The sequence below is a fragment of the Sphingopyxis sp. UBA6723 genome, from assembly GCF_002454115.1.
Lineage (GTDB): Bacteria > Pseudomonadota > Alphaproteobacteria > Sphingomonadales > Sphingomonadaceae > Sphingopyxis.
Map to the genome: position 1 here is coordinate 1 of NZ_DKIH01000012.1, position 23,184 is coordinate 23,184.

The 23,184-nt window shown below is 63.9% G+C and carries 18 protein-coding genes, 1 tRNA gene and 1 rRNA gene; 6 read left to right on the top strand and 14 right to left on the bottom strand.

Translation table 11 applies throughout. The features are described 5' to 3' along the window. Positions 1–163: 163 nt before the first annotated feature. Together rrf and B4F07_RS13120 are read left to right on the top strand one after the other, a co-directional pair. Positions 164–278: ribosomal RNA gene (gene rrf, locus B4F07_RS13115) — 5S ribosomal RNA — on the top strand. 116 nt (positions 279–394) lie between these two features. Next, positions 395–477 (top strand) — tRNA-Met (locus B4F07_RS13120). Positions 478–1,304: 827 nt separating this feature from the next. Here B4F07_RS13120 and B4F07_RS13125 read toward each other — a convergent pair. The 3 genes from B4F07_RS13125 to B4F07_RS13135 form a co-directional block, all read right to left on the bottom strand. Further along, the gene (locus B4F07_RS13125) at positions 1,305–3,779 is read right to left on the bottom strand and encodes an ABC transporter permease (protein WP_293702819.1); all 2,475 of its coding nucleotides are present in this window, start codon (positions 3,777–3,779) and stop codon (positions 1,305–1,307) included. Next, positions 3,776–4,435, bottom strand: coding sequence for an ABC transporter ATP-binding protein (locus tag B4F07_RS13130; protein ID WP_293702816.1), 660 nt, complete (start codon positions 4,433–4,435; stop codon positions 3,776–3,778). Before B4F07_RS13130 ends, B4F07_RS13125 begins: the two co-directional genes overlap by 4 nt. 187 nt (positions 4,436–4,622) lie before the next feature. After that, positions 4,623–5,045, bottom strand: coding sequence for a VOC family protein (locus B4F07_RS13135; RefSeq protein ID WP_293702813.1), 423 nt, complete (start codon positions 5,043–5,045; stop codon positions 4,623–4,625). An 80-nt stretch (positions 5,046–5,125) separates the two neighbouring features. Here B4F07_RS13135 and B4F07_RS13140 point away from each other — a divergent pair, with 80 nt between their 5' ends. From B4F07_RS13140 to B4F07_RS13155, 4 genes are all read left to right on the top strand, one after another. Beyond that, entirely contained in the window at positions 5,126–7,000 is a 1,875-nt protein-coding gene (locus B4F07_RS13140; RefSeq protein ID WP_293702810.1) for an ABC-F family ATP-binding cassette domain-containing protein, read from the top strand. A gap of 82 nt (positions 7,001–7,082) precedes the next feature. Next, a complete protein-coding gene (locus B4F07_RS13145; RefSeq protein WP_293702807.1) occupies positions 7,083–7,619 on the top strand; it encodes a hypothetical protein in 537 nt (178 codons plus the stop codon). Positions 7,620–7,676: 57 nt separating this feature from the next. After that, positions 7,677–8,762 (top strand): 4-hydroxyphenylpyruvate dioxygenase, encoded by a 1,086-nt coding sequence (hppD, locus tag B4F07_RS13150; RefSeq protein ID WP_293702804.1) that lies wholly within the window; start codon positions 7,677–7,679, stop codon positions 8,760–8,762. A gap of 105 nt (positions 8,763–8,867) precedes the next feature. Then, positions 8,868–9,419, top strand: coding sequence for a VOC family protein (locus B4F07_RS13155; protein WP_293702801.1), 552 nt, complete (start codon positions 8,868–8,870; stop codon positions 9,417–9,419). 135 nt (positions 9,420–9,554) lie between these two features. Here B4F07_RS13155 and B4F07_RS13160 read toward each other — a convergent pair whose 3' ends face one another. From B4F07_RS13160 to B4F07_RS13210, 11 genes are all read right to left on the bottom strand, one after another. Further along, on the bottom strand, positions 9,555–10,808 hold the full coding sequence (locus B4F07_RS13160; RefSeq protein WP_293702799.1) for an NAD(P)/FAD-dependent oxidoreductase: 1,254 nt from the start codon (positions 10,806–10,808) through the stop codon (positions 9,555–9,557). 75 nt (positions 10,809–10,883) lie between these two features. Next, complete coding sequence (locus B4F07_RS13165; protein ID WP_293702852.1) at positions 10,884–11,528, bottom strand: YqaA family protein; 645 nt, start codon at positions 11,526–11,528, stop codon at positions 10,884–10,886. Between the two features lie 57 nt (positions 11,529–11,585). Further along, positions 11,586–13,178 carry a bifunctional phosphoribosylaminoimidazolecarboxamide formyltransferase/IMP cyclohydrolase gene (gene purH, locus B4F07_RS13170; protein WP_293702796.1) on the bottom strand — a complete coding sequence of 531 codons (1,593 nt, stop codon included), beginning with the start codon at positions 13,176–13,178 and terminating at the stop codon, positions 11,586–11,588. A gap of 201 nt (positions 13,179–13,379) precedes the next feature. Further along, complete coding sequence (locus tag B4F07_RS13175; protein WP_349681329.1) at positions 13,380–14,396, bottom strand: phytase; 1,017 nt, start codon at positions 14,394–14,396, stop codon at positions 13,380–13,382. Between the two features lie 16 nt (positions 14,397–14,412). Next, positions 14,413–15,837: a purple acid phosphatase family protein gene (locus B4F07_RS13180; RefSeq protein WP_293702789.1), complete on the bottom strand. Its 1,425-nt coding sequence runs from the start codon at positions 15,835–15,837 to the stop codon at positions 14,413–14,415. A 38-nt stretch (positions 15,838–15,875) separates the two neighbouring features. Beyond that, complete coding sequence (locus B4F07_RS13185; protein ID WP_293702786.1) at positions 15,876–18,671, bottom strand: TonB-dependent receptor; 2,796 nt, start codon at positions 18,669–18,671, stop codon at positions 15,876–15,878. A 192-nt stretch (positions 18,672–18,863) separates the two neighbouring features. Beyond that, complete coding sequence (locus B4F07_RS13190; RefSeq protein WP_293702783.1) at positions 18,864–20,642, bottom strand: heparinase II/III family protein; 1,779 nt, start codon at positions 20,640–20,642, stop codon at positions 18,864–18,866. 3 nt (positions 20,643–20,645) lie between these two features. Next, positions 20,646–21,317, bottom strand: a complete 672-nt coding sequence (gene rpe, locus B4F07_RS13195) for a ribulose-phosphate 3-epimerase (protein ID WP_293702781.1) — start codon at positions 21,315–21,317, stop codon at positions 20,646–20,648. Between the two features lie 244 nt (positions 21,318–21,561). Further along, the gene (locus B4F07_RS13200) at positions 21,562–21,804 is read right to left on the bottom strand and encodes a hypothetical protein (protein ID WP_293702778.1); all 243 of its coding nucleotides are present in this window, start codon (positions 21,802–21,804) and stop codon (positions 21,562–21,564) included. Then, positions 21,801–22,010 carry a toxin-antitoxin system HicB family antitoxin gene (locus tag B4F07_RS13205; RefSeq protein ID WP_293702776.1) on the bottom strand — a complete coding sequence of 70 codons (210 nt, stop codon included), beginning with the start codon at positions 22,008–22,010 and terminating at the stop codon, positions 21,801–21,803. The genes B4F07_RS13200 and B4F07_RS13205 overlap by 4 nt, the downstream gene beginning before the upstream one ends. Positions 22,011–22,117: 107 nt before the next feature. After that, positions 22,118–23,020 (bottom strand): SPFH domain-containing protein, encoded by a 903-nt coding sequence (locus B4F07_RS13210; protein WP_293702773.1) that lies wholly within the window; start codon positions 23,018–23,020, stop codon positions 22,118–22,120. Between the last annotated feature and the right edge of the window lie 164 nt (positions 23,021–23,184).

The following is a 23,184-nucleotide window of genomic DNA, read 5'->3' on the forward strand; positions in this document are numbered from 1 at the left end:
ACCGATACTAATTGCTCTATTCGCACTTAAGAGTCCCACCATCAACGACAGTCCTGAAGGGCCAAAAGCCTGAAGGTTGTCCGCGACGTGGATGATTGTAAAACAGGCCAAATTGCACGGGCATTCGATTGAAACCCAAATTCGACCCACGCCGGCTTCATTGCTTGGTGACCATGGCGTCAGTGACCCACCCGATCCCATCTCGAACTCGGCCGTGAAACCTGACAGCGCCGATGGTACTATGGCTCAAGCCCTGGAAGAGTAGGACGTCGCCAGGCATTGTAGCCGACGTGTGGTCGAAAATTGGAAAAACCCATTCACAAAGTTAGAGGCCGGCAGAAATGCCGGCCTTTTGCTGTTTTCGCGGATCGCTTCGGCATCGCGACATTGGTGGCGCGGGATGGAGCAGCCCGGTANNGGTAGCTCGTCAGGCTCATAACCTGAAGGTCGTAGGTTCAAATCCTACTCCCGCAACCAACAAAAGCCCGCTTTCCCTATGGGATCGCGGGCTTTTTGTTTGTTCTGCGCGTTGCTTCTGAAACGATCGGCGGAATGTCCGAAATGGGGTGGTTAGCGGGCATTGCCTCAGACGCATTTTTCGTCCCACCTTTGTTGTATCCCGATGAGAGTATCTGTTAGCGCTTCATCACCTTCGGTGCTGTCACCATCAGACGCGAAGTAAACGATCCCGACCGCAGCTCGCTGTCCATCATAGCTTCCAACTTGCCGCATAAGTTCGACGCCTTCCCTCCAATGCAAGGGCCTATCGTCGATCAACGCGTTAGCAGCATGGAGCACTGAGGCCTTTAGGGGGTGATCGGGGCCCGACGTCCACTCAAACACCAGCTCGCGTAACCGGTCGTTCGAGACCGTGCGGGGGTCGAGGTGGGGCGGACGGCATAGTTCATTCAAAACACAGAAGGCAGCATTCAGGGAGATTGCCCATCCTTGACGTATAAGCGTCGATGCGGACGCGTCGACATACGGGAAACGCGCCTCGAAGGACGCAACGAAGGCCATCTCTGCTTCGGCATTGTGAAGGATCATCGGTGCAAAGTCGCATCGAAATCAAATGTCCACAACTGGCGTTATCGGTCGGTCGTGCCGATCTGGATCGAACATCTGCCGGCAACCTAAGAGAGCCGCCGCCTTCGCGTAATGGCTCGCCGCTTGCGAGCGCCCCTGCATCGCGACGACGATAGAATGAAGGTCCGCACCCCGACCCTGTTTCGGATACTCGCAAAGCCGCGCCGCGGCGCGCAGCATGATATTTCGTGATCCTTCGTGCCCACAAAGCAGGTGATCTATGTCGCCATCAGATCCCGTACCGAGACCTTGAGGCTCTGGCGGCAGGCGAGGTAGCCCACGAAGCACACGGTCGCCACCATGGCAACGACCATCGCCACCACCCACAGAATGTCAGGGTTGTACGTCAGGTTGAACTGAGCCTGGTAGATCAGCAGCCCCGCGCTCCAAGTTCCCGCGACAGCCCCGGCGGCGGCGATGAGCGCGGTGACGCCCCAATCATAAAAGTTCAGCTTCAGACAGTCGGTCTCCCGGAGCCCCATGCTCATTAGCAGACCATTTTTCTGGCGGTCATCGGCGCTAAAGCCGCTCACCGACGCCGCGAGCACGAACAGCGCCAGCAACAGCACCATGGCCGCGTAACCGCTCGTCACTTTGGTGACGATCCCGAGTGTCTGGTCAAACCGTTCGGTTAGTTCCTGCAGCGGGACGAGCGAGAGGGTGGGATATTGCTGCCAAAGGCCGGCCAGCGCATCCCATGCTGGTTCCGGCAATTCCATGCTGCCCATATAGCGGGTTGGGGCATCGATTTGCGCCTTGGCCGACAATGGAACCTGAAACCAGAAAGTGATCGACCCGGCGCCCGGCTGGTAGGCGTGGCTGGCCACCAGCGTGAAGTCATAGGATCCGCCGCCGATCTGATAGGTAAGCGTGTCGCCATAGTTGAACCCCATGTCTGTCATCACTTCCGGTTCGGCGGAAATCTGTTGCCAGTTTGCGGTCCCTTGCCGCCACCATTTGCCGCCAACAAGGCGGTTGTTTTGCGGCATGGCATCCGTCCAGCTCAGCCGGATCGGATCTTTGAGTGTGGCCAGCGTGTCGCTGGGTTTCTGCATATCCACCAAGGCCTGGCCGTTCACCGACACCAACTGTGCCGACACGAACGGGCGCAGCGTCCGGACGTTGCTGCCGGTCTGCTGCGCCCAGGCATGGATAGCGTCAATCTGGTCGGACTGGGCTTCGGCGATCATCAGATTGCCGTCGTGGTTGCGGCCATAGCCTTCCATCGTCGTGCCAAGATCGCGCATCAGCATCAGCGAAAACAGGAGCAACAGCCCGCACAATCCCAGCCCCATCACCTGCGCCGATTTGGCGAACAGCCGCTGCCGCATCATGAAAAAGGCAAAGGGCAGCAGGCCAGCGCGGCGGAGGCCCCACAGGTCGCCCAGCCGGATGATCGCCCAGGTCAGCACCGCCATCAGGGCGAGCGCCGCGGCAATGGCGGTGAGCGTCATGCCGGTCAGCAGCATATTGTCCGAATAGGCGGCGGCGAGCAGGGTGACTGCGGTGATGCTCCAGAACAGCCGCTGCCCAACATGGCTGTTTTCGGTCGGATTGCGGATGAGCGAAAGCAACGACGCGCGCGACAGCTGGATGAAGCTGGGTATCTGAAGCGCGAGCAGCAGCAGAAAGAAAAGACCGATGGTCTTCAGGGCGGATTCCACGTGCCAACCGGCACGGAGCCCGGGAAAATATCCTTGCAGTTCGGCGATGATCCACGCGTATGCCCATATCGCCAACGCGCTGGCGAGGGTGATCGATAGCAGGAAGCCCGCCAGCCATTCGCCCAGCGCCATCAGCATGGCGGTGCACGTGCGCGTGCCGAAACTTGCATAGATCGCCAGCCGATAGCGCATTTTGGCAAGCCAGCGGCGATTGGTCATATCCAGCGCTACCGCGCCCATGAAGAACAGGATCACCGATGCCAGGCCGAGGAAGTTTTCGGTCCGTTGCCAGAAACTGGCGAGCGGGTGCTGGCCGCCGAATTTTGTGGTGACGCTGGCGCCAGGCAAGGTCTGCCGCGACCAGGTTTCAATCGCCTGCTGCTGGGTTTCATTCGCGGTGACGAGATAGCGCGTGCGCCCCTTGCTGCTCTCGATCGACGCGCCATTGAGACTTTTGGCGTGCGCCATGGCGCGCATGGCCACGCTATGGCCTTCCATGATGCGGTCGGGCTCGTGAAACAGGACGGCGCTGAGCGTCAAGTCGACGTCACCGATGGTGAGAATGTCGCCCACCTGTGTGCCCAGTTTGACGGCGAGCCGCGAATCGATCCAGATCTCGCCGACGTTTGGGCCGCGACTGACCGCGCGCTGCGTAGCGACGGGGGTGTCGCCGATCTGGAGATTGCCCTGCAACGGATAGGCATCATCGACCAGCTTCAGCTGCACGCGCGCCCATTCATCCTTGTGCGTAAGGGTGATATCGGCCAGCTGCGTGACCGACAGGCCGCCCGCCATCGCTCGGAATGCGGCTTCGTCATCTTCCGTCAAGGGCGAATGGCTTTCAACCACCAGGTCCGACCCCAGCATCTGATCGAGATTATCGGCCAGATAGTTTTGGATCGACGCGCTGGTGAGCGTCAGCGTCAGCAGGAAAAACAGCAGCGCCGTTTGCGTCGCCATGCTGATGCGCCCGTCGCTGCCGCGAAGGTCACGCCAGCTGTTTCCCAGGATCAGTGTCAACCTGTTCACGCCGCAGCCTTCAGCTGTCCGGCGTCGAGAAGCACGCTTGCGTCAGCCCGCATCGCCAGCTGTCGGCTATGGGTCACGATCACCAGTCCGCACCCGGTCTCCCGCGCGCAGTCGAACATCAGCGCGGCGACGCTTTCGGACGTGTGCCGGTCCAGATTGCCAGTGGGTTCGTCGGCGAAAATGAAACGCGGCGCGGTCACAAAGGCCCGCGCCACCGCAATCCGCTGCTGCTCGCCGCCGCTCAACTGATGGGGGCGGTGGCGGGCGCGATCTTTCAGCCCCACTTTTTCAAGCCAGAGCGCGGCGATGTCGAACGCGTTGCGGTTGCCCTTCAGGCGCAGCGGCAACGCCAGATTGCCGATCGCGTCGAGCTCCGGCATCAGGTGAAACTGCTGGAAAATGAAACCGGAATTGGCGCGCATCGTCAGCGCATCGACCTCGGCGCCATCGATCGTGAAGCGCACATTGCCGCCCGCCGGTATCTCCAGGCCCGCGGCGATCGACAGCAGGCTGGACTTACCGGCCCCCGAAGGGCCGATGATCGCCAGCGTTTCATCCGCGCGGATTGTGTAGGAAAGGTCGCGGAAAAGCGCGATCCGTTCGCGGGCGGTATCGAAATGATGGCTGATCCCGTTTAGCTCGATGGTATCCGGCATAATCTGCTCCTGTCGCTTCGCAGACCTGCACCCACGGCACGTCCGACGATGCTGAAAGGGCGCTCGTACGGCGGCGAACGTCAAACAGACGTCAAACAGAAAGCAGGCGAGCCTTCGCCAAGGGGACAGCGTCTGCGGCGCTCCAGATTTTTTGGGAGCGAGCTTGGTAGGGCCCGGTCACTCGTGCTCAGGTGGCGAAGAGCTGGCTCATGTCAGCAAAGGCCTTGAACTCAAGCGCATTGCCCGCCGGGTCGAGAAAGAACATCGTCGATTGCTCGCCCGGCTGCCCGGCAAAGCGCGTCTGCGGTTCGATAACGAACGCGACGCCATGCGCGACCAGCCGGTCGGCGAGCGCCTGCCATTCCACGGGCGGCAGGACGACGCCGAAATGCGGAACCGGCACCGCATGGCCATCGACCGGGTTATGCCCCACCACCGCTTCGCGCCGATCGACGCGGTGCGCGACGATCTGGTGGCCGTAGAGGTTGAAGTCGATCCAGTCGGCATCGCTGCGCCCCTCGGGGCAGCCGAGTATGCTGCCATAGAAATGGCGCGCGGCGTCCAGATCGTCGACGGGAAAAGCGATGTGAAAGGGGGCGAGGTCGGTCATCCTCCGCATTTGAACCACCTGCGCGCCAAATGCCAGTCCGGCCCTTGGGTTGTGCGCCGCAACATGCTAGGCGCGCGCCCATGCTGACGATCAACGGAATCACTGTACGCCTTGGCGGGCGCGCCATCCTCGAACGCGCCACGGCGAGCCTGCCGGCGAAAAGCCGCGTCGGGCTGATCGGGCGCAACGGCGCGGGCAAATCCACGCTGATGAAGGTGATGATCGGTCAGCTCGAGGCTGACGAAGGCAGCATCGACATGCCGCGCAAGACGCGCGTCGGCTATATCGCGCAGGAAGCGCCGAGCGGCACCGCGACGCCGTTCGACACTGTGCTCGCCGCAGATACCGAGCGCGCCGAATTGCTGGCGGCGTCGGAGACCGAACAGGATCCCGACAAGCTCGGCGACATCCACGAACGATTGATCGCGATCGACGCCTACACCGCCCCCGCGCGCGCCGCCCGCATCCTGATCGGGCTCGGCTTCGACGAGGATATGCAGGCCCAGCCGCTCGACAGCTTCTCGGGCGGGTGGAAGATGCGCGTTGCGCTTGCGGCGCTGTTGTTCTCCGAACCTGATCTGCTGCTGCTCGACGAACCGTCGAACCACCTCGACCTCGAAGCGACCTTGTGGCTCGAAAATTTCCTCCGCGCCTATCCGGGGCAGCTGGTGGTGATCAGCCACGAGCGCGACCTGCTCAACAATGTCGTCGATAATATCCTGCATCTCGAGGGCGGCAAGGTCACGCTTTATGCCGGCGGCTATGACGCATTCGAGCGCCAGCGCGCCGAACGCGCGGCGCAACTCGCCGCAGCGAAGGCGTCGCAGGACGCCCAGCGCGCCAAGCTCCAGGACTATGTCGCGCGCAACAGCGCCCGCGCCTCCACCGCCAAACAGGCGCAATCGCGCGCCAAGATGCTGGCGCGGATGCAGCCGATCGCTGCGCTCGCCGAGGATCAGACGCTCGCTTTCGATTTCCCGAGCCCGGATGAGCTGAAACCGCCGCTGATCACGCTCGACCTTGCTAGCGTCGGTTACGCCGACAAGCCGGTGCTCCAGCGGCTGAACCTCCGCATCGACCCCGACGACCGCATCGCGCTGCTCGGCCGCAACGGCAACGGCAAGACGACGCTGGCACGCCTGCTCGCGGCGCAGCTGACCCCGATGGCAGGCGCGATGGCAGCGTCGGGCAAGATGCGCGTCGGCTATTTCACCCAATATCAGGTTGAGGAACTCGACGGCAGCGACACCCCGCTCGCGCATATGACGCGAGTGATGGAGGGCAAGACGCAGGCGGCGATCCGCGCCCAGCTCGGCCGGTTCGGCTTTTCGGGCAACAAGGCGACGACCGAGGTCAAGAAGCTGTCGGGCGGCGAACGTGCCCGGCTGGCGCTGGCGCTGATCACCCGCGACGCGCCGCACCTGCTGATCCTCGACGAACCGACCAACCACCTCGACGTCGATGCGCGCGAGGCGCTGGTGCAGGCGCTCAACGGCTTCGACGGCGCGGTAGTGCTCGTCAGCCACGACCGCCATATGCTTGAACTCACCGCCGACCGGTTGGTTCTCGTCGATGACGGCACCGCGCGCGAATATGACGGCAGCATGGACGATTATGTCGACATGATCCTGGGCAAAGGTCCGCAAAAGGACCGCGTGTCGAAAGCCGACAAGAAAGAAGACCGCAAGGCCGCCGCTGCGGCGCGCGACGCCGCAGCGAAGGTGCGCAAAGAGGTGTCGGACGCCGAGGCTGACCTTGCCAAATATCAGGTGATCCTGTCGGCAATTGATCGGGCGATGTTCGACCCGCAAGGCGCCGCGAACGAATATAAAGGCCTGACGATGAGCGAGCTGTCGCAGCGCCGCGGCAAGATTGTTTCGGCGCAGGAAGCGGCCGAAGCGCGCTGGGTTGCGGCGGGCGAAGCGCTGGAGGCGTTGGAGGGCGCGGCGGCCTGAGCGCGCGCGAGGGATTGCGGCGAAGCGACGAACCGGCGAGGATGGTGCGGAGAATGCCATTCGAATCGCGCGGGGAAACAAGATGATATCACTGTCGGCGTTGTTGCTGCTGTTGAACAATCCGGTCGTCACCATGCCGTCGCCGGTCGCGGTTCGGCCGCGGCCGATCGAATGTAGCGACGATTGCATCTCACCCGTCGAGGCGGTCACTTACGCGTCTTATCTTGCACCAAAGGCCGGAATCGCCGGGACGTTCCGGATGGAGGTCAAGGCGGTCGGTGAGCAGAAGGGCTTTTACTACCTCAACTCCGAGGTCGATTATCGCGACCGCAATTGCCTGACCATCGCAATGCCTGCGGCGGTGATGGCCGAAATGGTTGGCCGTGAGGGGCTGGCGGGCGCGGAAAAGCGGTTCAAGGGACGGACGGTGCTGGTTCGCGGCGTAGCGCAGCGGGTCAGGATCGTCTTCTTTGGTGACGACGGAAAGCCCACCGACAAATATTATTATCAGGTCCAGGTCCGGATCGGGCAGCCTGACCAGATCCGGATCGCGCGCGCGGGTATGTCCGACGATCGGCCCTTGGCGCAGCCGTCGACGCCTGTCCGCAGCGGACCTTGACTCAGCGCCTCGCCTCGGCGATATTAGTTTCAATTGAAACTAGATGGGACAATGATCATGGCCGACCTGTTCGACAATCCGCTGGGCCTCGACGGTTTTGAATTCGTCGAATTCTCCGCGCCCGAAAAGGGCATTCTCGAACCGGTTTTCCAGGCGATGGGCTTTACCCAGATCGCGCATCATCGCTCGAAAGACGTCCAGCTGTGGCGCCAGGGCGGCATCAACTTGATTGCTAATTACGAACCCAAATCGCCCGCAGCTTATTTCGCCGCCGAACATGGCCCGTCGGCGTGCGGCATGGGCTGGCGCGTGCGCGACGCCGCCAAAGCCTATGCCGAAGCGATCGAGCGCGGCGCCGAACCGGTCGAAACGACCCCCGGCCCGATGGAACTCCGCCTGCCAGCGATCCGCGGCATCGGCGGCTCGATCATCTATCTGATCGACCGCTATGGCGACGACCTCAGCATCTACGACATCGATTTCGTTTATGAGGAGGGTGTCGATCGCCATCCGGTCGGCGCCGGGATGCAGCTGATCGATCATCTGACGCACAATGTCTATGGCGGCCGCATGGCGCATTGGGCGGCATTTTACGAACGCATCGCGGGCTTCCGCGAGATCCGCTATTTCGACATCAAAGGAGAATATACCGGGCTGACGTCAAAGGCGATGACCGCCCCCGACGGCAAGATCCGCATTCCGCTCAATGAAGAAGGCGCCGGTGGCGGCGGCCAGATCGAGGAATATCTACGCGCTTACAATGGCGAGGGAATCCAGCATATCGCGTTCAGCTGCGACGATCTTTACGCCGCGTGGGACAAGCTGAAAGCGCTCGGCAATCCCTTCGCCCCCGCGCCGCCCGCAACCTATTATGAAATGCTCGCCGACCGCCTGCCCGGCCATGGCGAGCCGGTCGAAGAACTGCAATCGCGCGGCATCCTGCTCGATGGCTCGACCGAAGACGGTGACCCGCGTCTGCTGCTCCAGATTTTCGGTCAGACCGTGATTGGTCCCGTCTTCTTCGAATTCATCCAGCGCAAGAAGGATGAAGGCTTTGGCGAGGGCAATTTCACCGCGCTGTTCAAATCGATGGAAATGGACCAGATCCGCCGCGGCGCGCTGGAAATCAAAGAACCCGCTTGACCCCTTCACCGTTCGCCCTGAGCTTGTCGAAGGGCTGTCCTTTTCTTTGCGCGCGGGAAGAAGAACGGTGCTTCGACAAGCTCAGCACCAACGGAGTTGGGTAAAATGACCAGTCAATCCCCCATCAAACTCGGCGGCGTCCACCACGCCGCCTATCGCTGCAAGGATGCGAAGCAGACGGTCGAGTGGTACGAGCGGATGCTCGGCATGACCTATACGACCGCCTTTGCGGAGGATCATGTCCCGTCGACCGGCGAGTACGACCCCTATATGCACGTCTTCCTCGACGCGGGGAACGGCAACATCCTCGCTTTCTTCGAACTGCCGAACCAACCCGTTATGGGCCGCGACGAGAACACCCCGGCCTGGGTCCAGCATCTGGCGTTCAAGGTCGGCAGCTATGACGAACTGGTCGCGGCGAAGGCACATCTCGAAAGCGAAGGCGTCGATGTCCTCGGCCCGACGCATCACGGCATTTTCAAGTCGATCTATTTCTTCGATCCCAACGGCCACCGCGTCGAACTGGCGTGCGACATCGGCACCGCCGAGCAATATGCCGAGCTCAAGCGCGTCGCGCCGCTGATGCTGGAGGAATGGAGCCAGACCAAGAAGGCGCCGCGCCACGCCGACTGGCTGCACACCGCCGCGAACGAATAAGCCGACCTCCCTCACCGTTCGTATCGAGCGAAGTCGAGATACGTGAAGGCGCACACAAACGCGGCGTGTCTCGACGTCGCTAGACACGAACGGAGTGTTTGCGCGCTGCGCAGCCGCCGCTTGTCCGCCTAGCCCTCAAAACTTCCGCGAAAAGCTGACGAGATCGGCGTCGGGGTCGCCGTCGCCGCAGATCAGCCCGCGCAGCATCTGCGCCGCCATCATCGAAAAGGTGATGCCGTTGCCGCCATAGCCCATCGCGGCATAGCAGTTCGGCATCCGCGGGATGCGGCCGATCGTCGGGGTGCCGGTCTTGCTGTCGCCAAAGCTGCCCGCCCAGGCATGCACCGGCGTCGCGTCGATCATCGGCAGCAGCGCGCCGAGCTTGCGCGACAGGGTCGCCGTCTTGGCGGCGATCTTCGCATCGCGCTCGCCCGCATCGCTGATCTCTTCATCCTCGCCGCCGCAGATCACTTCGCCCGCCGGCGTGGTGCGGATGTAGAGATAAGGATCGGCAGCTTCCCAGATCATCGCCGCGGTCGGCCAGATCGCGCGCGGCTGCGCCTTGGTCGCGATTGACCAGCTGGAGATGATCTTGTTCCCCTTGCGCGGTACACCCTTCATCATCTCATAGCCCGTTGCAACGACCAGATACCGCGCGCGGATTTCGCGCCCATCGGTGCTCTGGAGCGTCACGCCGCTTTCGCCAGGCGCGACATCGCAAATGTCCACCGGACTATAGACCCGCGCCCCGCGCCCGATCGCGACGTTCAAATAGCCTGCCGCGAGCTGGCGCGGATCGGCCGAATAATTGCCGAACCCGATGATCGCGTGGCGCCCCTTGATGCCATAGCGATCGAGCACCGCGGCGGGTTTCAGCAGCTCGATCTCGAACCCCGCGCGCCGCCGCGCATCGGCTTCGCGGGCAAGACCCTCGGCATCGAGGACATTGCCGTGCAGGTAGATGGAGCCGCGCGTCGCGGCGTCGACCTTCAACCCCAACCGCTCGGTTCGCTCGCGCAGCGCGTCGACCGACTGGCGCGAGCGGCGCCATAATCGCTCGGCGCGGTCGCGGCCGATCCGCTCGGACAGCAGCGACAGCGGGGTGTCGATTTCATATTGCAGCATCGCGGTCGACGCCGCGGTCGATCCGTCGAGCGGGCCGCGGCGATCGACGACGACGACCTTTAAGCCCGCTTCGGATAAGGTTTCGGCAATCAGCGCTCCCGAAATCCCCGCCCCGATAATCACGACGTCGCAGCGGATGTCGCGGCTCAGGGGCTGGGTTGGCACACGCGGGCGTCGCCGCGCCGACCAGATCGACTGGCCGGTGCGCAGATCGCGATGGTGGGTGACCGACGCTTCGTTCGCGCGCGTGGGGGTGTTCGTCATGGGATGCTCCGTGCCGCGGCCGACGCGACACGCCCCTAATCCTCGGCGCGCCGCCAGGTTGCACGACGGCTCGCTTTAGCGGCGCTGGATGCTCTCCATCGTCGCGCCGCTGCACACATCGGCGGTCTTTTCGCCGTCGCCCGACAGCAGACCCAGGACTAGGAATCCGCCGATGACCAGCGCGACAAAGGCGGTCGTCACCATGCCCAGATATTTCTCGATAAACGCCTTGATCGGCGCGCCGAACAGGCGGAACAGTACGCCCACCGCCATGAAGATCATCCCGCGCCCGACGATGCTGGCACCGGTAAAGGTCGCCAGATCCATGCCGGTAAAGCCCGCGGTCAGCGTCATCAGCTTGAACGGGATCGGCGTTGCCCCGGCGATGATGATCGCCTCGGCGTCATATTGGTTGAGGAAGCACACCGCGACGGGGAATTTCTCGGTCAGCCCCAGCGCGCCGAGCAGCCACAGGCCGATGCTTTCGTACAGGAAATAGCCGATAGCATAGCCGAACAGCCCGCCCAGCACCGACCCGAGGGTGCATATCGCGGCAAAACGCACCGCGCGTTTCGGTTCGGCGAGGCACATCAGCCCTAGCACCGGGTGCGGCGGGATCGGGAAAAAGCTCGATTCGATAAAAGCGATCGCGAACAGCCACCACTGCGCATGGCGATGCGCCGCCTTGGCGATCGTCCAGTTATACAGGCGCGCGAGCAGGCTTTTGGCCGTCGGTCGCGCGGTCGGGTCGATATGGATGGCCATGTCGCGCTCCAATCAGTGTCGGAAGTGGCGCATGCCGGTGAAGAGCATCGCCAGCCCCGCATCGTTCGCGGCGGCGATCACCTCGTCATCGCGGATCGACCCGCCCGGCTGGATGACGCACGTCGCGCCCGCCTCGACCGCCGCCAGCAAGCCGTCGGCAAAGGGGAAGAAAGCGTCGCTGGCGACCGCGCTGCCGACGGTGCGCGGCTGCGCCCAGCCATGGCTCTCGGCGGCTTCGCGCGCCTTGACCGCGGCGATGCGCGCGCTGTCGCGGCGGTTCATCTGCCCCGCGCCGATGCCCGCGGTCGACCCGCCCTTGGCATAAACGATCGCGTTCGACTTCACATGCTTGGCGACCGTCCACGCGAACAGCGCGTCGGCCAGCTCCTCTTCGGTCGGGGCGCGCTCGGTGACGACTTTCAGGTCGGCGCGGGTGATGCGGCCATTGTCGCGGCTCTGCGCCAGCCACCCGCCGGTAATAGTCTTCAGCACCAGCCCACCGCGCGCCGGATCGGGCAGTTCGCCGGTCAGCAGCAGGCGCAGGTTCTTTTTCTTCGCGAACACCGCGCGCGCATCGGCATCGGCGTCGGGGGCGCAGACGACTTCGGTAAAAATACCGCTGATCGCTTCGGCGGTGGCGCCGTCGAGCGGCCGGTTGACCGCGATGATCCCGCCGAACGCCGATACATCGTCGCACTTCAGCGCCGCATCATAGGCTTCGGCGATCGTTGCCGCGCTCGCGACGCCGCAGGGGTTGGCATGCTTGACGATGACACAGGTCGGATCGGCTTCGCGAAACTCTGATACCAAGTCGAGCGCCGCATCGGCGTCGTTGATATTATTGTAGCTGAGCTCCTTGCCCTGCACCTGCTGCGCCCCGGCAATGCCGCGCGGGCCGGGGACGGCAGGGATGTAAAGTGCCGCAGTCTGATGCGGATTTTCGCCATAACGCAGTTCGCTGGCCAGCTTCGCGGTGAGCGGCAGGGTGTCGGGGAAGGTCTTGCCCTGATCAGCGATGGCGAACCAGCGCGCGATCATGCTGTCATAGGTCGCGGTGTGGGCAAAGGCGGTCGCGGCAAGGCGCTTGCGCAGCGCCAGCGTCGTCGCGCCGCCGTTCGCGCCCATCTCGGCGATCACCGCGGCATAGTCTTCGGGCTCGGTGACGATGTTCACAAAAGCATGGTTCTTCGCCGACGATCGCACCATCGCGGGGCCGCCGATATCGATATTTTCGATGATCGTGTGGCGATCGGCTCCCGACGTCACCGTCTGCAAAAAGGGGTAGAGGTTGACGACGACCAGATCGATCGCACCGATGCCATGCGTCTCCATCGCCGCTACATGCGCCGCATCATCGCGCACCGCCAATATGCCGCCATGGACAGTCGGGTGCAGCGTCTTGACCCGCCCGTCCATCATCTCGGGAAAGCCGGTGAGGTCGGCGACGTCGAGCACTGTGTGCCCCGCGTCGCGGAGCGCCTTTGCCGTTCCACCGGTCGAGACCAACTCGACGCCATGTTTGACGAGCGCCGCGGCCAGATCGGCAAGCCCCGCCTTGTCGCTGACGGACAGGAGGGCGCGGCGGACGGGAATCAGGTCGGTCATGGGAAAGGGCGGCCTTTGCAGGATGGGAAAGACGCCGCCGCCCTAGGCGGGTATGCCTGCTATCGCAAGCTGTGCGTCGCCCTATAAAAACGCCGTTTCCCCGCGAAGGCGGGGACCCATCTCCTGTCGGCTCGATCTGGCACCGATCGGAGATAGGCCCCTGCCTTCGCAGGGGCGCCCAATCCGGTTTCGTCGCGAGGCCTAAAGCCCCAGCGCCGTCGCAATCTGGTCCCACCGCACCAGTTTGAAATTCTGCGCCTTCGGCGCATTGTCGCCATCCTGCGCCAGAAAGATGCCGTCGGGATAGGCGGCGCCAAAATTGCCCGCGATCGCTTCGATCCCGTCAGTCTCGCTCGTCGCGCCGAACGCCCCTGCGGCCACCGCAAAGCGCCCGACATATTCGACGCCGGGCAGGCGAAACACCGCATAGGCATTGTCGCCTTGGCTCGACGCGATCAGGTAGCGTTGACCCTTGTGGTCGATCGTCGCCAGCCCTTCGAGGTCGGCAACGAGCCGCTGGTTGTCGATCGGCGCGACCAGCCGCGCTGCGGCGCCCGTGCCGTTCTGCTTCAATTCCCACAATCCGCCGACCTCTTCGCCGACATACAGCGTATCGCCGTCGAACACGCACCCCTCGGACTGGGTCGCGATCTTGTGCTCCCACTGAACGGTGAAGGTCGGCGTGCCATCGACCGTCAAGGTACCAACGCGCACCGTGCCGTCCTTGACGATCAACGCCGCGGTGATCGGCGCCCCCGGTGCGGTCTTTTTCAGGCACAGGCCATAGGCCTCGCCGCGCCCCGCCGCCGCGCGGCCCAATGCGGTGAGCGCAGGCTTGGCGCCGTCGAGGCGGTACACCGCCAGATGCGCATTCACCCCGTCGTTGCGGTCGCTCGCGACCACGATATCGCCGACGACATCGACATTGTTGACGAGGCCGCTTTTCAGAAAGGCCAGATCCTTGCCCGTCAGGTCATAGACATGCAGCCCGGCCTTCTTGTCGGTCGCGATGATCAGCGCGCGGCCCGGATTGGCGGGATCGACCCAGATCGCCGGATCGTCGGCGGCATCGGCACGCCCGGTGCCGACCGGCGCGGTTTCGCCGCTCGCGGTCACCGCGACGGGCGGCAGGCCGGTGATCATGGGTTCGCCCGCGGCGCATCCGGCGAGCGCGGCGACGGCGGCGCAGGCGCCCAACGGTTTCAACATCCGGATCATCGCCATTTCCTTTACGCTATTTGCCAGTCGCGACGCAAAGACCGCCGTCGGGGCCGATTTCACCCTTGCAGGTGCGTGCGGCAATCGTCGACTCGCTGATTTCGCTGAGGCGATTTCCCGCGGCGGTACGTTCGAGGTCGAAACCATCGTACAAACTGCCCGTCGCGGTAAAAGTGCGGAATTTCAGTCGCCGCGGTTCGACATCGACGATCTGGTAAAGCTCGGTCGCCTCGGCGACCTTGTCAGGCTGGTTGGGCGCGCGCGTGTTCAGTCGATACATCTTCGATCCCGTCACCGACACCAGATAGACCGGCCCCTGAATGCCACCGTCGGCACGCACCTTGGTACCTGCCGCGCGCCCCGCTTCGGACGTCAGGCGGCTGTAGCAGTGATCATGCCCTTGGAGCACCAGATCGACCTTGCGCCTATCGAACACCGGCTTCCACGCCGCCTTGACCGCGGCGGTGTCGTTTGGGCGCGCGCAGGTAAAGACCGGCTGGTGAAACAGCACGACATTCCAGTTCGCCTTGCTCGCGGCGAGCGTCGCGTCGAGCCACGCGGTCTGTTGCTCCATCGACCCCAGGTCGATCGCGGCGGTGCCGTCGAGGATGATGAAACGCACCCCCTGATAATCGACATAATAGGTCGTCGCCTTCACCGGATCGACGCCGTTCGACGGCAGCGCGAATTGCGCGGGCCAATAGGGGCCAAGGCGGCGGCTTTCGGTGCCGCCCGGCAGGATATGGTCGACATATTCGTGATTGCCGGTCGCCGGAAGCTGCGGAACCATCGCATAATGATGGCCGCCCGCCTGGTTCCATTCGCCCCATTCATCGTCATGGTCGAGGTCGTCGCGCTGGCCGACCAGGTCGCCTGCGTGGAGCGTCAGGCGGATGTCGCCATGCGCATGAAACGCCTGTCGGATCACGCGGCTGGCATAGGTCAAAATGCCGTTCTGGATGTCACCCAGATAGAGGAAGCGAAAGGGTTTGGCTTCGGCGGCGGCGGTGCGGAACTGGTGCCATTCGCTCCATCCCGCGGCGCCTTTGACGCGGTAGGCATAGACGGTGTCGGGTGTCAGGTCGGTGAACCGGACCTGATGGTACAGCGCCCGGCCATAGCTGCTGTCGACCGGCAGAGAGGTGCCAGTGACGAGCAACGCCTTTTCCTCCAGCGTGGGCCCGTCGACCGACACCGCAATCTGGGCCTGGGACTCGGCCTGTGCGGTGTCGGTGCGATAGGCGACCGCCATGTCGCGCGCCGGGTCGGCGCCCGGCGTCAGGACAATGCGGTCGGGAAGATTCTTGGGCGCATAAGGTAGCCCCGCCGAGCGGGGGATGGGCTGGCCATCCTCCGTCTGCGTCACAATCGCGAATCCGGTCGTCGGCGGCGCTGCCGCCGCCGGCGCGGCTGCCAAAATGGCAGCGGCCAGCGAAGTCATCGCGGCCACGCCTCTGCCCGGACGCTTCATGTTCGCCATCAGAAACTGGCGGTGACGCCGAATTTCGCCGTCCAGCTGTATTTTTCATATTGCAGGATGCGCTTGGCACCGGCGAAGTTCTGATAGGCGAAATAGGGCGCGTCGGTGACGTTGACCCATTCGGCAAACAGGCGGACGCCCTTGGTCACGCGCACCTTGGCCGACAGGTCGAGCTGGAAATGCTGGTCGACGATGCGGTCTTCCTCGGCGCTGCCGCCCAGCTCATCGAGATATTTGTCACGATAGGTGCCCGCGGCGCGCAGCGACAACGGCCCCTTTTCATACCCCAGCACCGCGTTGAACGTGTGCTTCGACGCCGACGGTAGCGTGATGCGGCGCGGGTCGGTCAGATTGTCGCCATCGAACACCGTCCCCTTGGCATCGGTATAGGTATAGTTGGCGTTGATCAGCAGCCCGTCGAACGGCGACGGCAGCGATGCGAAACGGTGCGAGAAGGACAGCTCCAGCCCCTTCACCTTGGCGGTTTCGCCGTTCACGAAGGTGGTGGCGCTGTCATAATCGACGCCGAACACACTGCCCGGATCGGGGTCGTTCAGCGTGACGATGAAATCCTTGATCGACTTCCAGAACACCCCGGCGGTGAGCGCCGAATTATTGCCGAAATACCATTCGGCCGACGCGTCGATGTTCCACGCGCTGTACGGGCGCAGGTTAGGATTGCCAAACTCGGCTTCGTCATCCTCGTTAACCAGCACACGAGGCGCGAGGTTCGACAATTTGGGGCGCACCAGGCTCTTGTAACCCGCCAGACGCAGTACGGTATTTTGCGCCGGTTCGTACCGCAGCGTCAGGCTGGGCAGCCAGTCGGTGTAGCTGCGTGTGACGCGGTTCGGGGTGACGAACACATCGTCGCCGTCGGTCTGGGTGACGAAGGCGCGGATGTCATTGCGTGTGCGTTCGACGCGCACGCCGCCGATGATACGCAGATCACTGTTGTCGAAACGGCCGAGCAGATATCCGGCGAGCACATCCTCGTCGATCGCATAGTCGGAGGACGCGGAGTTGATGTCGGTATCCACCGCGTTCAGTTCGAAATTATCGCGGTTGCTGTTGAAGAAATCCGTCGGGCCGCGCTGTGTCGGGAGCGGGCCAAGGTTCTGGATGCGATAAGTCTGACCACCGACGACGTCGGCCAGGCTATAGTCGCCGTCATAATCGTCGAATACCAGCGCATCGAAATCATAGGTCTTTTCGCGCCAGCGCGACTTGACCCCGCCCTGCACGGTAAAGGTGCCATCGGTCAGCGCAAATTCGCGCGCGACGTCACCGCGCAGCGTGAACTCGCGATCGCGCGCGTCCGACAGCGCGGTCAGCTCCAGCTCGTTGAAACCATATTCGGCCGGATCGTTAAACAGCGCCGTGTTGCCCGACACGGTGAAGATCGGGCGGCGGGGATCGGCATAGTCGAAATTCAGGTCGACGCCGTCGCCGTCGAACCGGGCGCGAAAGCGAGTGGGATCGACCGAACCATTCTCGCGCTCGCTCGCCTCGGCCCAGGCCGCCGAATAGGTCAGTTTCCACGGCCCGGTTTCGGTTTCGCCGCCGACGGTGACCGATTTGATTTTCTGTTCTTCGTAGCGGTCCTTCATCCGGCGGCGCACTTCGATGCGGCCGTCTTCGTCGGTGAAGAACGCCGAAGTGTCCGAGCTTTGCGCGGCCACCGGTTGCTCGTCCATGATCAGGATCACGTCGCCCCGATATTCCTGGTCGGAAAACTGGCTATAGATGCCGCGGGCATAAAGCTTGGTCGAATCGCTGGCGCGGAAATCGAGGTTCAGGGTCGCGCCGATACGCTCGCGTTCGACGTCATAGTCGCGATACTGCAATTCCTCGGCATAGGCGATGCCGTCATCGCTGACCGTCCAGTCGGCGCCCTCGATATTGTCGCTTTCGAACTTGCGGCGATAATAGCTGACGCCGCCCGCGATGCCGAAATTCTCGCTGATTCGGGTCGAAAAATCGAGGCTGCCCTTGGGGGTCAGCGCATCGGCATAATTGTTGTAGCTGCCCTCCAGCTTGACCGAGAGCAGATCCTTGCGGCGGTCAAAGGCGCTCGTCGTGTTGATCTCGATCGACGCGCCGATTGTGTCAGCGTCCATGTCGGGGGTCAGCGATTTCTTGACCTCGATCGATTCGATCAGCTCGGCGGCGACGACGTCGAGCGCGACCGAGCGCACGTCGCTTTCGGGCGCCGGAATGCGCGTGCCGTTGATCGACGCGGCGTTGAGTTCGGGGTCAAGCCCGCGCACCGACACGAAACGGCCTTCGCCCTGGTCGGCCAGGATGTTGATGCCGGGCAGGCGGCGCAGCGATTCGGCGACATTCTGGTCGGGGAACTGGCCGATCGCGTCGCGGGTCAGCACGCTTTCGACGCCGTCGGCGGCGCGCTGGCGCGACAGGCTGCTCGACAGGCTGGCCGACTGGCCGACGACCAGGATGGTGCCGTCGGTCCCAAGCAGGATATTGGCGCTGACGCTGCCGGTTTCGGCGACGGTGACGGTGCGCGTCACCACATCGGCGCCGCTGTAGCGCGCTTCCAGCGTGTAGGTGCCGGCGGGGACGTCGGTGAAACGAAAGCTGCCGTCGCGGCCCGCTTCGACAACGCGGCCGAGCTCGACGATCCGCACCTCGGCGCCCTGAAGCGCGCGCGTTTCGCTGGCGTCGGAAACCGTGCCAATGATTTCGGAAGCGACTGCCGTGGCGGGAAAAGCCGCGGCAAGCGAAAGGCAGGTGCCGATCAGGAAACGCGAGCGAATGGTGCGAAGCTGGAACATGGAGACCCCCAAACAGTGGAAAGATCGCCGAATCCTGTTGGCTTCCGGCGAGTCGAGGGGCCACTGACAGCGCAAAATGACCGCTGTGTTACGGAGATGTCACACGATTGAAACACGGGCTCCAACGCGGGGGGCAAGCGCACGGAATTGCGCGGATATACGGCGTTCAGGAAATTTGCTGCGCCGCCGGCCTCACCCGATATGCTTGAAAATCCACCCGATGCTCGCCCCGCCCGCCGGTGCGATGCCGGTGACGACGAGCTGCTCGGTCGGGTGCGGGCGGCCTTCGCCGTCGACCCACAGGCTTTGCTCGACATCGAGCGCGCCTTCGGAGGTGCGGAATTGCCACAGCGGGCCGCCATTGATGCGGAGCAGCGCGCCCAATTTGTCGGCGGTCAGGCTGGCCGAGATGTTGCGGCCGAGGTGAAAGCGCAGCGCGAACCCCTTGTCGCCCTTGCGCCGGGTGCGCGGGGCCGGGAGGAGCATATCTTCGCCGCGTAGCTCGCGGCCGTTCGGCGACAGGATCAGCAGGCGGCGGTGGATCAGCCCGTGGCGCCGCGCATAACCGTCGTGGCTCATCTCGACGCGGCTGCCCTGCGGCGTCTCGCGGCGGTCGAGCTCGACCTCGGTCACGCCTTTGCCCAGCGTTCCGTTGGCCAGAATCGCGGTCGAATTGGTGTCGGCCAGGATCAGTGTCGAATGCGCCGCGGTGGTGCGCAGGCCGCGCGCCAGATCGGCAGGAATCGTCGCGCCGGTCAGCGCCGCGCCGCCGCAATTGACGACGATGCGCTCGTCGCCGTCGGACAGCTCGAACGCCAGCGTCGAGGCACAGCCCGCTTCGGTGACCCGCGCAATCGGTGGCGGTGCCGCGTCGGCGAGCAGCACGACCTTGTTGGCGACCAGCCGCTGATACCCCCAGTCGCGGGCCTGTTTCAGCGGCCGGGTGCGCACCCCGCTCGCGGCAATGATCGCCTGAACGGTCGCCGCCGACGTCGCGCCGCTGCCCTGCCAGCTGCCCATGCCGCCGTCGCTGTGCAGCAGCCCGAGCAGCGCCGGGACCGCGCGCGCCAGCACTTCCTGCACGAATGGCGGCACCTCCATGCGGCGCATGTCATAAACTTTGGCAAGCATCGACAACGCCATGACCGCGTCGAGCTGCGCCTGCGGCGAGCGCGAGATATTGCCGCCGTCGGCATAGAAGCTGGTCTCCAGAACCTTGCGCAGCCCTGCCTCGCCGAACACCTGCCGCGGCTCACCGCCGGGCATCAGCAGCGACGCGGCGACGATGCCGACCCACGCGACCATCTGGCCGGTGCCCGGCCGCGTCTTGTCGGCAACCCGGTCCAAGTGTCGCGCCGCGCGCGCGAGGTGGTTGAGCACCGCCGATCGATAGACCAGGTCGCTCGACGACAGGATCAGCGGCGCGTGGGCCGCCCAGAACAGAATGCGCCACGCGGTGTTGTCGGCCTTCCACGCCGGTTCGCTCACCGCCTCGCCATGCGTGCCGAGCCAGTGGCGGACCACCGCTTCGGCGATCGGCGCGCCATCGGCACGGGTGCCGGTGGCGGCGAGATCGCGCAGCCAGGCAAAGCTGTGGAGATAGTCGGCAAAGGTCGGCGCGACGGTCAGCGCCGCAAAATCTAGCTCGCCCAGCGGCAGCTTCAAGCCGCGGTGGAGGAAATGCCCGGCGCGGATCGCGGTCCCCGCACGGGTGTCGCCGGGTACCGGATCGACCGGCACGCCCAGCAGTTTGAGCGGAAAGCGGCCCTTGAGGCGAAAGGCGTGCAAGGGCGTGCGCCAGGTCAGCCGGGTGATCGCATTGGCGACGCGGTCGCCCAGCGACAGTCCCTTGTCGGCGGGCAGGCGGATCAGTCGTTTGCCGGGCTCGATCGAATCGTCGATCGGCGGCGCGTCGTCGGCCAGGTCGAGCGGCGGGTCGGCAGGGGCCGAAGTCAACGGTCTCCCCTCCATCGGTCAGGCGCCCCGCAGCCGCCGGATATTGTCGGCATAGGCATCGGGACCACCCTTGAACGTCGCGGTCCCCGCCACCAGCACATCGGCGCCCGCGGCCATCGCCATCGGCGCGGTGCCGGCATCGATACCGCCATCGACCTCCAGCCGGATGTCGCGGCCGCTCTTGTCGATCATCTTGCGCACCGCTTCGATCTTGCGCAGCTGGCTCGTGATAAAGCTCTGGCCGCCGAAGCCGGGATTGACGCTCATGATCAGCACCAGGTCGATGTCGTCGATCAGATAGTCGAGCATCTTGGCCGGGGTTGCCGGGTTCAGCGACACCCCCGCCTGCTTGCCCAGCGACTTGATGTGCTGGATGCTGCGGTGGATATGCGGCCCCGCCTCGGGGTGGACGGTGATGATGTCGGCGCCTGCCGCGGCAAAGGCGTCGAGGAAATGATCGACCGGGCTGATCATCAAATGGACGTCGAAGGGCAGGGTTGAGTGCGGTCGCAACGCTTTGACCACCGCCGGGCCGATCGTCAGATTGGGGACAAAATGGCCGTCCATCACGTCGATATGGACCCAGTCGGCGCCGGCCGCCTCGATCGCGCGCACTTCCTGTCCCAGCGCGGCAAAATCGGCGCTCAGGATCGACGGGGCGATACGGACGGGGGCGGGCGTACTAGTCATGACCATCGGCCTTAACCATCAACCCCTTGGGGGGCAAGCGGGGTCGCGGCGCTAGCGGTGGAAAAGCATCTGGCGACGGCTTTCGATACGGAACCGCCATCAAATTCTCGTCACCCCGGACTTGATCCGGGGTCCCGCTTTGCGTGGAAGGTCGGCAATCGCCGCAAGAAGCGGGGTCCCGGGTCAAGCCCGGGATGACGAAGTGGAGCGGTAGCTTCCTATCCCAAAGCCACCTCGACCTAACTCACCGCCAGCGCCAGCCGCCCTCGGTCTTGGCGCGATAGATTGGCATCGGCGCCAACCCCGCGACGATCACCGCGATGGTCATCGCCACCGGTCGGTCCTGCAACGCCGCCGCCAGCCCCGTGATCATCGCCACGTGCAGCGCGATAAAAAGCCAGCCCTCCCAAACGATCGGCAACCCGGTGCCAAACCCATGGCGCTTGGCGCGAAACCACGGCCCTTTGCGCATGAACAGGTGCATCATGATCCGCTCTCCTCTTTAGGCGGTCGCCCGCGCTTGGCGGGCGCCGCGGCTTTCGGCTTCACCCCGCGCCGCGCCAGCGCCTCGCGCAGCAACACCTCGATCTCGGCATTGGCGCTGCGCAGTTCGTCCGCCGCCAGCCGCTCGACCGCTGCATACAGCGCGGGGTCAAGACGGAGGGCAAAGGCTTTTTTGACGGACGTCGGCATAGGTTGAACCTCAATCCCCGTTCGCATCGAGCGATGTCGAGATGCCGGGAGGTCGTATGCCCACGGCGGGGGTCTCGACTTCGCTCGACACGAACGGGATTTCTACATCAGTAAAGCGATCCGGCGTTCACCACCGGCTGCGTATCGCGTTCGCCGCACAGCACGACCATCAGGTTCGACACCATCGCCGCCTTGCGCTCGTCGTCGAGTTCGACGACGCCTTTTTCAGCGAGCAGGTTGAGCGCCATTTCGACCATTGTCACCGCGCCCTCGACCAGCTTCTTGCGCGCCGAAATCACCGCCTCGGCCTGCTGGCGGCGCAGCATCGCGCCGGCGATTTCCTGCGCATAGGCCAGGTGCGTCAGTCCGCACTCGTCGACGGTGATCCCGGCGACGCTCAGCCGCTCGATCAGCGCCTTGCGCAGTTCGACCCCGACCTCGTCATGGTTGCCGCGCAGCGTGATTTCCTGATGTTCGATGTCGTCATAGGGATAGCGCGAGCCGATCGAGCGCACCGCGGCCTCGATCTGCGCCATCACAAATTCCTTGTAATCGTCGACGTCGAACAGCGCCTGCGCGGTGTCGGTGACGCGCCACACGACCTGCGCCGCCATCTCGATCGGGTTGCCGCGCAGGTCATTGACCTTGATCTTGTCCGAAATGACGTTGTTCGCGCGCACCGCGATCTTCTTGCGCGTCAGCCACGGCAGCACCCAGCGCAGCCCCTCCTCGCGGTCGGTGCCTTTATACGCCCCGAACAGCTGGATCGCCGCCGCCTCGTTGGGATTGATCAGGTAAAAGCCGCACAGGATCAGGAAGCCGACGACTGCGGAAATCGCAACGACCGCCCATTTCCACGCCACCTCAAATTCCGCGGTCGCATTGCTGATCCCCGCCCACGCTGCGACGCCTGCCAGCAGCACCCAGATCAGCAGCATCAGATAACCGCTCTGCGTCATCGCCCGCGTCTCGCGACTGCGGTTCAGCGCCGGTGTTGTTCCCTCGACCATATATTTGCCCTCCGACTCGATATAAAGATGATATCATATTTATATCGTTTTGGGTGGTGGTCAATCGGAATCGGATGGGGAGGGGGCGCGGCGTCGGCTTTGGGGTGGGAAGCGGACCTCATGGACTCGTCACCCCGGACTTGATCCGGGGTCCATGAGGCCAT